The sequence below is a fragment of the Streptomyces sp. MspMP-M5 genome (assembly GCF_000373585.1).
In the GTDB taxonomy this organism is placed as follows: domain Bacteria; phylum Actinomycetota; class Actinomycetes; order Streptomycetales; family Streptomycetaceae; genus Streptomyces.
The window spans coordinates 1-9,470 of record NZ_KB891956.1; the positions used below are offsets into that span (position 1 = coordinate 1).

12 protein-coding genes and 1 pseudogene are annotated in these 9,470 nt (G+C 66.8%); 2 read left to right on the forward strand and 11 right to left on the reverse strand.

Features of this window, described 5'->3' with window-relative positions; genetic code table 11:
* The first annotated feature begins 288 nt into the window (after nucleotides 1–288).
* Nucleotides 289–1,029: a DUF6193 family natural product biosynthesis protein gene (locus B073_RS0136990; RefSeq protein ID WP_018543096.1), complete on the forward strand. Its 741-nt coding sequence runs from the start codon at nucleotides 289–291 to the stop codon at nucleotides 1,027–1,029.
* Between the two features lie 851 nt (nucleotides 1,030–1,880).
* Here the strand turns inward: B073_RS0136990 and B073_RS0137000 are convergent.
* The 11 genes and pseudogenes from B073_RS0137000 to B073_RS0137045 all read right to left on the reverse strand — a co-directional run bounded on the left by B073_RS0137000 (nucleotide 1,881) and on the right by B073_RS0137045 (nucleotide 8,826).
* Entirely contained in the window at nucleotides 1,881–2,228 is a 348-nt protein-coding gene (locus B073_RS0137000) for a hypothetical protein (RefSeq protein ID WP_018543098.1), read from the reverse strand.
* Nucleotides 2,229–2,307: 79 nt separating this feature from the next.
* Nucleotides 2,308–3,648: a hypothetical protein gene (locus B073_RS0137005; protein WP_018543099.1), complete on the reverse strand. Its 1,341-nt coding sequence runs from the start codon at nucleotides 3,646–3,648 to the stop codon at nucleotides 2,308–2,310.
* Nucleotides 3,649–3,986: 338 nt separating this feature from the next.
* Nucleotides 3,987–4,517 carry a hypothetical protein gene (locus B073_RS0137010; protein WP_018543100.1) on the reverse strand — a complete coding sequence of 177 codons (531 nt, stop codon included), beginning with the start codon at nucleotides 4,515–4,517 and terminating at the stop codon, nucleotides 3,987–3,989.
* 152 nt (nucleotides 4,518–4,669) lie between these two features.
* Nucleotides 4,670–5,653, reverse strand: a complete 984-nt coding sequence (locus tag B073_RS0137015) for a GNAT family N-acetyltransferase (protein WP_018543101.1) — start codon at nucleotides 5,651–5,653, stop codon at nucleotides 4,670–4,672.
* 49 nt (nucleotides 5,654–5,702) lie between these two features.
* Nucleotides 5,703–6,061: pseudogene (locus tag B073_RS45015) on the reverse strand (transposase); the annotation flags it as partial.
* A 77-nt stretch (nucleotides 6,062–6,138) separates the two neighbouring features.
* Nucleotides 6,139–6,996 carry a class I SAM-dependent methyltransferase gene (locus B073_RS0137025; RefSeq protein WP_018543103.1) on the reverse strand — a complete coding sequence of 286 codons (858 nt, stop codon included), beginning with the start codon at nucleotides 6,994–6,996 and terminating at the stop codon, nucleotides 6,139–6,141.
* A 21-nt stretch (nucleotides 6,997–7,017) separates the two neighbouring features.
* On the reverse strand, nucleotides 7,018–7,362 hold the full coding sequence (locus B073_RS0137030) for a VOC family protein (protein ID WP_018543104.1): 345 nt from the start codon (nucleotides 7,360–7,362) through the stop codon (nucleotides 7,018–7,020).
* 1 nt (nucleotide 7,363) lies between these two features.
* Nucleotides 7,364–7,543, reverse strand: coding sequence for a CopG family transcriptional regulator (locus B073_RS0137035; RefSeq protein WP_018543105.1), 180 nt, complete (start codon nucleotides 7,541–7,543; stop codon nucleotides 7,364–7,366).
* Nucleotides 7,544–7,615: 72 nt separating this feature from the next.
* Nucleotides 7,616–8,065, reverse strand: coding sequence for a transposase (locus tag B073_RS42435; RefSeq protein ID WP_078508385.1), 450 nt, complete (start codon nucleotides 8,063–8,065; stop codon nucleotides 7,616–7,618).
* A gap of 80 nt (nucleotides 8,066–8,145) precedes the next feature.
* Nucleotides 8,146–8,478: a hypothetical protein gene (locus B073_RS45020; RefSeq protein ID WP_018543107.1), complete on the reverse strand. Its 333-nt coding sequence runs from the start codon at nucleotides 8,476–8,478 to the stop codon at nucleotides 8,146–8,148.
* A 39-nt stretch (nucleotides 8,479–8,517) separates the two neighbouring features.
* Complete coding sequence (locus tag B073_RS0137045) at nucleotides 8,518–8,826, reverse strand: hypothetical protein (RefSeq protein WP_018543108.1); 309 nt, start codon at nucleotides 8,824–8,826, stop codon at nucleotides 8,518–8,520.
* Nucleotides 8,827–9,298: 472 nt separating this feature from the next.
* On the opposite strand from B073_RS0137045, the gene B073_RS42440 reads away from it, so the two are divergent.
* Nucleotides 9,299–9,470: transposase (locus B073_RS42440; protein WP_037811757.1), on the forward strand; the 172-nt coding region annotated here is incomplete at its 3' end.

Consider the following 9,470-nt stretch of genomic DNA (forward strand, 5'->3'; position numbering starts at 1 on the left):
ATCATGCTGGCGACGGCGAACGGGCCACATGACCCTGCTGACCTGCGAAGCCCCTCGGGGCTTGCTTGAGCCGGATGCGCTGAAAGGTGCACGTCCGGTTCTGAGGGGGCCGGGGATCAGCAATGGTCTCCGGCTACCCGACCACAGCTGTTTGTGACTGGGCACTAGATCTGTCCGATGAGCACTGGACTTGTCGTGCTGTGCATTCGAGTTGGCAGGGTAGTGCGGGCCAAGGCCCGCCGGGCCGCCTGCCCTGAGCGGGAGACTGCCAGGGCACAATCGGGAGCCATGCCCACACTTGCTGATCCCGCGGTCCTGTACCCCGACGTCACAGCCTGCGGCAGCCTCGCCACAGCGCTCCGGGCCGAGGCGGAAGGCTGCCTCGGCGTCGTCCCCGTTACGTCCCCCGGCTCCGATCCGTTGCTCCACGCGACCGTCGCCAGCACCCTGCCGCATCGTGAGCTGCTGCAGATCAGCGCTTGGCGGCACGAACGGGGTTGGTCGATCCGTGGCGAGGACCCGTTCCAGAACATGGCCCTGATTGATGGCAGGACGGACGATCTGACGGAGGTCGCCAGGGCCGCCCGGGCGTGGCACGACGGGGCGGACCTGGACGACATTCGCCGGGTGGCACCCTTCGTGCACCTGAGCGGCCGTTTCGAGGTGCCCGATCGCGATCCCGTGCGCCTGACGGAATCCGAGTGGCAGAGCATGCGCAAGGAAGCGGGCGAACTGGAGTACGCCTGGCAGGAGAAGTACCAAGCCCTGATCGAGGCGGCGCACGCTCAGCCGGCGCTGCGAGCCCTCTACCCCTTCACGAGCCACTGGGCACTGCGCTTCTCGACCACCACCCGCCCGCACCTGACCGCCGTCGGGGTGTGCCTGACCACGAGCAGCGATGGCACGTATGGGGTGGGCAGGACCTTCATCACTCCCGACCTCGGCCTTTTCGCCACAGCGCACGAGGCCGTCGCAGCGGCCGTGCACAGGCTGCCGTCCGGCCTCGGCCCAGTCAGGCTCGGCGGCTGACCCCGTTCGTACCGGAGCCGTGTCAGGGCGCCGGCCCCCGTCCGCACGGGGGAGGACGAGATCCTGCCCAACGGCGCTGAGCGCTTCAGTTGTTGAGCGCAGGTGAGCGGCGAACCGGCAGTACCGCATAGTTGCTCCGGCGGTCGCCCGCTCGGAGATTCCTGACGGCTCACCGCCATCGTCGACCACCTCGCCGCGACGTTCCCGCCCCACCCCGGCTCGCTGCCCCGCACACCCGCACCAGCCCCGGCCGTGGCACATGACGGCGACGAAGCGGCCGAGGAGGAGCGGCTGCTGCTCGCCGCCGCAACGGCACACCCTCGCGACGCCGAGCAATGCGATGGCTGACCGCCGGCAACTTCACCCGCCCCCCCACACGGCGGACTGTGGCAATCCACGACCGCCCTGGCGCAACGCCGTGCTCCCATCGACCCGGTCACCATCCTGTGGGAGGCCCAGCAGCACGGCCTGCTCACCGCTGACACCGAACCAGCGGAACTGCTCGACCTGCTCGGGGGACCGGCCGTCGGATCCCCGCACTATCAACCTGACGGCGACGGCGAGGAGTTCGACGGCGTCGGCGTCCTCATCGCCCTTGGGAGTGGTACCAACAGCCAGGCGTGGACCTGCGCGGTTCCGGGTTTGGTGATCCTCATCGCCCCTCGGAGGGGTACCAACGGGTAGGGCAGGACACGGCCCCGGGTGAGCGCGGCGAATCATCATCGCGCCTGGCACGGGTTCCAACATCATCACCGCCAGCGGCCACATGCCGGTCGCCTCGTCCTCATTACCCCTGGAAGAGGTACCAACACCCAGGCCAGCAGCCCTAGTTCGCCAAGTATGCGCAGTCCTCATCGCCCCTGGGGGACAACCTGGGACGGAGTGGTGCTGTCGTGATCGGCATCGGGTTCCCCGCCGGGCACCTCAGGTCCTTCCGGCACCCAGCTGAGCATCGCGTACGTACCACGCCGGGGGTTCCCGAACAGCCCCTGCGCCTCGACGCAGAGGCCCCAGGCATGGCCGTGCTCCGTCTCAGTCAGCGTGTACCGCGTGCGTCCGCGATGATTCTCGTCCTCGTCCACGGTGGGAATCATGATGCCCTGGCAGGCTTTGACGACGAAGCCGGGCGCCGCCTCGGGACGCAGAGTCAGCAGCCTTCGCTGGCTGGGGCGGTGCACGTGCTCGGTGTCAGTCGACACGACACGGTGGCGCCTCTCTCGAAAAGTCGCAGCAGGGTAGCGGGCCGCACCAGAGCTCGTAGTTCGGACAGGCCCAGCGTCAAGCGAACACCGGGTGGAGCGCGCCGGCGTGAGCCACGTTCGTCCGGTATCCGGCGCTACTGCGCATGAAGGCAGTGCTGAGCACGCCATTGATTGCACCGAGGGCAAGGTCATGCCGGACCGGGCCGTTGCCCGGCTCGAAGTCGATCTCCGTGGGTGGGCAGTACTCCTGCACCAGCCAGCCCTCTCGACAGGCGAGATCCAATGCTGCGCGCCACTGGGCTGGTTCATCGGCCTCATGACCGATCACCACGCCCCGGCCACGTGTGTCGAGCGGACGCTTGAGGACGTACTGAGTGGGATTCCTGCGGATGCAGTCGACCTCCTCGTCCGAACAGCAGGCGGCATTGCGTGACCATGGAATCGCAGGGGCGACGACGTCCCTGTCCTGCTGGTCGAAGAGGTCACCGAAGGCCGGGTCTGACATCACAGCCAGACAGAGCTTGTTGTCGCCGATCCAGCGACCGAGCTGACGGTTCTGCACGAACAGGGCACCGTGGCGCACTGCTTGGACGAACGGCTCCACATCCTGACGTATTCGACAGAACTCGGGCATCAAATACTTCAGATAGGCGTGCCGGACCGGACGCCCAGCAAGCGACACTCCGGAGCCTCTCTGCTCCAGGTCCCGGAGATCCGCCTCCTGCGCCTCGACGCCGAGTTCAGCGAACAGCCTCTGCAGGATGTCGAGCTCCCAACGGACGCCGTCCCGCTCCCGGAGAAGCGCCACAAAGGTGGGGCGCTCCCCGGTCTCCTCTTCCGCGACCTTGAGGAACCATTCGGCCATCCAATGTTCTCGTTCCCCGGGCAGCGGCTCAGGGAGCTGCTCCCCATGGTTTTCCGCCAACCGGCGCCAGGCACGTGCGGCAGTGCCCGAAAACATCAGCAGGGCGGGGGAGTCCGCGTTGGTCTCGGTGATCTTGACCTGTCCGTCGGTCTGCGGCAGCACATCGGCGCGCATCAGGTGGACCCGGGTGTCGCGCGGATGGGCGGGGGTATGCAGATCTTCGGTGAGCTCGTTGGGCATCGAGAGTGTCTCCCGCAGACGGCGGTCCTCATGGTAGGCGGAGACGATGGTCTCGATCATGTGGTGATAAGCCGCCACCAGAGCGGTCAGCCGAATGCGCTCCCCCGGCGCCAGGACGGCCGGGATGCCTATGGGGACCAGCGTGCCGTCGTCCTTCCGAAACGAGCTGTTGAGGCGGGTGGTGAGCCTCTTGCCGGCAGTGGAGTCGGCCATGGCGGTGAGGCGTTGGCGGAATGCGTGGTCCAACCCTGGCCAGTGAGCTCCGTTTGCCGCGAACTCCATGTCACTCACGGAATCTTTCGGCTCAGTCATGTGTGGCTCCTCTGTCCTGCGCGCGGGCCGCCATCGCTCAACGCTCGCACGGGGCCGCTGCCCGGAGGAAGCAGTGTGCCGGTCATTCTCGGCACACGACCGAGAGCACACAGACCCGTCCTCCTGCCACTTGGTGGGCGGGGTTCACTCCTGTTGAGGCGCCAGGACGCCGATGCGGACGAGCGCGTCCTGTGCCGCGGCGACGTGTTCTCCGGGACGGCAACCGAGCATCACCGGCGAGGTGCCCGTTCACCCACGCAGGCCGACTGCTGCCGCTGGGATGCCATGCTGTAGGGAACCTCGATCGTGTGTCATCGAAGTTTGCGCTGTGGACACCGTCACAGGTGCTCAAAGTAGCGGGTCCACCATGTTGCGCAGCCCTGGTGCGGGCCATAGCTGGCGTAGAAGTATCCTTCGTCGGCGAGCCGGGTCACGCCGCCGTAGGGACGGTGGAGCAGCCGCGGTGGGACCAGTGTGTAGCCGAAATCGTGGAGGGCGGTCTCGATCCGGCTGCGGTCCGCTGCGGTCAACGCGCCCTCCTGAACTGCCTGGTCCAGGTCGTCATGGCTGTCGGGCCTCGGAGTGGTCACCACCGCCAGGTTGCCGAAGTTGCTCAGCCTCACCGCCAGTGGCACGCCGGCCTCGGTCGCCTCGGCCGGGATGGCGACCTTGAGGTAGTAGCTGGCGTCCTGGATCTGGTCATCGAGTCCGCAAGCCCACCCGAAGTCGTGGGTCAGCCGTTCGTTGAGCCGATTCGCTTGCGCCTTGGCCAGCGGATAGTCGAATCCATCGGGAAACTCCAGGTGATCAGGCCCCGGCAGTTGGTCCAGAGAGCGAAGCAGGGCCAGGGTCTGCGCGTCCTCGTTCACGGCCCCACCCTACAAACTCCCTGGTGTGGACCGTGCTGTCCCCGTCTCAATGAGGTTGGCGATCGCCTCGGGGGGCCTGAGCTGGGGATGGTCAGTCATTTGAGGAATTGTCAAATTCTGTGGACTGACCGGACAACCCAATGACCGGTCGATCAAGCAAGCGGCTTGCGGTATCGGACGTACTCGTTCTGCCTCCGGAACCCCACGCTCTCGTAAAGATCGTAGGACCGGTGCGGATTTGCCGTGCCCGTGTACAGCCTGGCGGTCGTCGCACCCTGCTCGCGAAGGCTTCGCAACCCGTCCAGCAGCAGGACCCGGCCGATTCCGAGGCGTCGCTGGTCCGTTCGGACACTCAGCTCTTCCACCTCGCCCACGGTGTGGTCGTAACGGCGGATGGAGCAGAGGGCCACGCCGAGCATGTCCTGCCCGTTCCAGGCAGCCCTCCAGCATGCCGGGTCGGCGGTGTCGACGAAGTCCTGGAAGGACCATTTCTGAGTGAAACCGGTGTCCGCATACGAATCGACGGCCGTCCTCCACGCTGCACGGTAGTGGCTGATCCCGATCGGCCCCGTCCGTATCCCGGCCGGCAGTTCGCTGCCCGCCTCGGGCAACTGCCGCAGATCGCCCAACTCCAGCTCGACCAGGCTGAAGACACGTCGATATCCGGCTGCGAGCAGAAGCGCCGTGGCGTCCCGCTCGGAGGCCATGGCGTTCGCGCCTATCACTGCCGTCCGCGCCGTGCCATGTTCTTCGACGAGTTGGCGGATCCGCTCTTCGGCCCAGCTCAGCATGGCTGATCCGATGCCCTGGTGGCGATGCTCGGGCAAGAGATAGCCGCGGTGCAGGTAGAGCCACGTGTCGTCCCGCTCCTGCCACCACCGGATCGTCGCGTAGCCGACGACGCTCCCGTCGTGCACCACCAGGATCTGGTTCTTGGACGGCTCCTGAAGCGTGGCAGAGGCTTCGGCGATCTCGGCCGCTGTCGGGAGCCCTTCCACAACCGAACGGGCGTCGACCCGGTCCCGTTCGGCACAACCCAGCCGCACCGCGGCCATGGGGCCGTGGTCTTCGTCGCCCCGATACGGCCGGAACCCGAAGCCGGCTGGGAGGTCCTGTCCCGGCGTGTCATCCGACATGTTCAGATGATCTCGAACTTTGAGGCAGGTCCGCCACCCTGTTCATGATTCATGCGGCGGTCGTCTGTGGCCGTTCCACGAGGTGGCCGCGTTCGAAGTGGGCTCCGGCTCGGACGAGGGCGACGAGGTGGGGTGCGTTCACGGCTCGCCAGCGGGTCTGGGCGGACTCGACGAGCTTGAAGACCATCGCGAGGGCTGCGGCCCGGGAGCCGAGCCGGCCCTCTTGGTGACCTCGGTCCGCAGCCGGACGGTCGCGAAGGTCGACTCGATGGGGTGGGTTGTCCGCAGGTGGATCCAGTGCTCGGCGGGCACGTCGTAGAACGCCAGCAGCTCGGCCTCGTCAGCGACGATCTTCTTGACGGCCATGGGGAACTTTGCCCCCTACTGCTTGGCGAACGCCTTAACCGCGGCGACCGTGTGCTCCTTGTCCTCAGAAGGTGTTTTTGAACCGCAGGACTCGGAGGCCGGACGGCGTTGACGAGGGATCAGGTGGTGGCCAGCAGGAGGTTCTCTCCGCTTGACGGGCGAAGGCCGTCGGTCCGGTCGGCGAAGTAGCGCTCGGCGAGCGAAGTCCCCGGTACGTGCCGGGCGTCTTTGAAGCCGGCTTCGCGCGCCAGCGCCAGCATCTCCTGCGGGGTGTAGAAGCTGATGAACGGTGTTCCAGATGCTCGTGCGCCTTGCTCGCTCGCCCGGAGGCCGGGGCGGTCGGCGTCGTCGACGAGTTCGGTCGGCAGCAGGAAGGTCATGGCGAGCGTTGTGCCGGGTGCAAGCCCGGCAATCTGGCGCAGAGTGGCCGCGGTGGCGTCTTTGGTGAGATACATGGTGACGCCGGTGGAGACGATGACCGCCGGCTGGCCGGGATCGAAGCCGGCAGTGGACAGCTGCCCGGGCCAGGACGCGCCGGCCTCGAAGTCGACCGGTACCAGGTGCAGCCAGTCGGGGATGTCGTAGCCGAGTTCGACTAGGCGGTGGCGCTTCCATGCCTGGGTGCCGGGCTGGTCGATCTCGAAGATCCGCAGGTGGGAGGCGAGCTCCGGCTTGCGCTGGGCGAAGGTGTCCAGACCTGCTCCCAGGATGACGTACTGGGTCACGCCCCGGTCGGCCTGTTCAGCGATCAGGTCCTCGATGAAGCGGGCGCGGGCAACGGTGGATGCCCGGAACCCGCTCGTGGCCTGCGGGTCCATGTCCGGGCGGTCGCGCCAGTCATCGCCGGGGGCCACCAGTTGCAGGCCGATTTCGTCCTCGATCACATGCGGGGGCGGGTCGACCTGGAGGTGCATCGCCCGCCAGAGGGCGGTCCGCACTGCGGTGTTGTCCGGTGGCTCTATCTGCTCGTGCGTCACGGTATTCCCCCTTCGTCGCGATCAGTTCTTGACGGGAGCCTGGAGACTCCACAGGCGTCCGTCGGGGTCGCGGACGGTCATCTCCTTGGTCCCGTAATGGGTGTCCTCGAACGGCGTGACGATCTCGACGACAGAATCGGGACGGAACGCCTCTGCGTCCGGCACCTTCAGCGCGATCCGTGTCTGGGGCTCTTGGTCCTCGGGAACCTCGGCGATGAACACGTAGGGACCATCGCCGTTGCGGAGCTGGCCGGAGTTGTGGTCCGTCGCGAACTCCAGCTCGTAACCCAGCGCCTGGAAGAACTTTGCCGCCTTGCCCCAGTTGTGCGTCGTCAGGAACACGGCCTCGATTCCTTCGGTCGTCATGTCAGGTCTCCTTCTCAGGCGATTGCCGTTTGTTCCCGTGGGCGTCGTCGAGGTAGGCGCGCAGGGCGTCGGCGACGAGTGCCGACAATGACATGCCCGACTCGATGGCGCGGTACTTGACCTGCTTGATCAGATCGATCGGCAGGTACACGTTGAACTGCTTGACTTCCTCATCACCCACGAGCCGAATGCTAGCATCCTAGCAAGCTAGATAGTCATGTTGCGCCGATACGGCAAACCAGCCCGAGCCGGTTCAGGACGTCGGTGCCGACTTCTTCGTCCAGCGCGGTGCCGGGTGCTTGCGGGCCAGGCGTCGGGTCATCGTGGTGATGAACGCCCAGTTCAGGTGGGCTTCGGAGTGCTGGGGAAGCCGCTCGTAGTCGCGTGCATTGCGGCGGGCGTTCCTGCACCAACCGATTGCCCGCTCAACTTTCCAACGGCGGGGCAGCACGCCGAAGCCCTTGGTGCCCTTGGGCCTGGAGACGATGCGCAGGGTCAGCCAGAGGCGTTCGCGAGCCCAGTCCATGAGGTCGCCGACGTATCCGCGATCGGTCCAGACCTGCGTGATCTGCGGCTGGGTGAGACAGAGCCGCCGGAACACGTCGCGGGCGGCATCGCGGTCTTGGAGGTCAGCGGGCGTCACCGTGATCATCACGGGCAGGCCGAGCGCGTCGACCGTGATACGTCGTTTGCGTCCATTGATCTTTTACCCGGCGTCGTAGCCGCGGCTGTTCCTGCCGACGGTGGAGGCGCCCTTGACCGACTGGGAGTCGACGATCAGCGTCACCGGGTGGGGGCAGCGGCCCTTGCCGGTACGGATCCGGCGGCGGAGCTGGTCGCGGATGTAGGTGACCCCCAGCCCGATTCCACCGGAGCGCCGGCAGGAGCCGCTGCCACCGGCCCCCGCACGTCGCCGAACAGTTCCGGGCGCCGAGCCCGCAGCGCCTCGGCCGCCGCCTGAATCTGCGCCTCGTCCGCGTCCTCGTCATCTGTGGCGAGCAGCCGCTCCGCGTCCACCAGGTCCTCACCCGAGGCACCCAACGCCACCAGGGCCGCCCGGCGCAGCGCCGCCTGCTCCCGCTGCGCCGCCAGCTCCTCACGTCGCGCCGCCTGCAACTCCCTCTCGGCAGCCGCCTGTTCCCGACGCTCGACCTCCTACAACGCGGCCTGCTCAGCCTCCCGCTGCGCGGCGACGAACTCCGTCAAAGCCTTCGGACTCTCGAACCCCAGTGACGCCAACAGTCGCTTGATTGCAGCGCGTTCACCCTGCGCCTTCTCACGCGTCAGCAACTTCCCCAGACGCTCTTGGGCGTCCGTCACCTGCTGCTCCTGGCCGGCGGCTTCCGGCGCATCATCAAGCTGATCGTTCGTCTCGCCTTCCGGCGAAGCCCCGAGAACCGGGAAGATCGGCCGCCCATCGCGGCGATACCCGACAGGCCGGCGGGACGGCAGGGAGCTGACCATCTGTCTCCTCAGGTGCGCGCCCCCGCGCTGCCGATCAGTGCAGCCAGCGACGAACGTCTGCACTATCGGGTCACCAAGATACCCGCCAACAACACTCGATGTTGCGGCCGTTGGGACAGGGACAGGAACTACGCGACGCGCTGCTCCAGGGGGACGGCGCTTAGAACTCCTAACGAAATGATCTCCGAGGTGGTTGGATCACTCCGGGAACGTTGATCCGGGGGTGCGGGGCGGCCCGGCCGCCAACGCCACCGGCATCCTGCTCGCCGCCACTTTGAACAGAGGCAATCGCAACGACGGCCTTCCTCACCCTCAGATGCGCACTCATCTGCTGGCGGCGTCTGAGCTCGTCGCAGGAGGGGTTCTTAGTGGGCGGTTCGTGAGTCTTTGAGTCGTTCTGTGGTCGCCCGATGGTGTGAGGTGTGGGCGGAATCCGCGGGTCCGTCGTGTGGGGTCTGCTGGGGTTGGCGGGGTGAGTGAACGCAAGTCATATCCCAGCGACTTATCGGACGGGCAGTGGTCGTTGATCGAGCCGGTGATCACCGCGTGGAAGGACCGGCACCGCTCGGTCAGCGGTCATCAGGGCGCCTATGCGATGCGGGAGATCGTGAACGCGATCCTCTACCAGGGGCGGACCGGCTGTC

Bases quoted from the DNA above. Each gene is read 5' to 3' on its own strand.
- B073_RS0136990 (WP_018543096.1), top strand. From the start codon at position 289: ATGCCCACACTTGCTGATCCCGCGGTCCTGTACCCCGACGTCACAGCC.
- B073_RS0137045 (WP_018543108.1), bottom strand. From the start codon at position 8,826: ATGGTCAGCTCCCTGCCGTCCCGCCGGCCTGTCGGGTATCGCCGCGAT.
- B073_RS0137030 (WP_018543104.1), bottom strand. From the start codon at position 7,362: ATGACGACCGAAGGAATCGAGGCCGTGTTCCTGACGACGCACAACTGG.
- B073_RS0137005 (WP_018543099.1), bottom strand. From the start codon at position 3,648: ATGACTGAGCCGAAAGATTCCGTGAGTGACATGGAGTTCGCGGCAAAC.
- B073_RS0137015 (WP_018543101.1), bottom strand. From the start codon at position 5,653: ATGTCGGATGACACGCCGGGACAGGACCTCCCAGCCGGCTTCGGGTTC.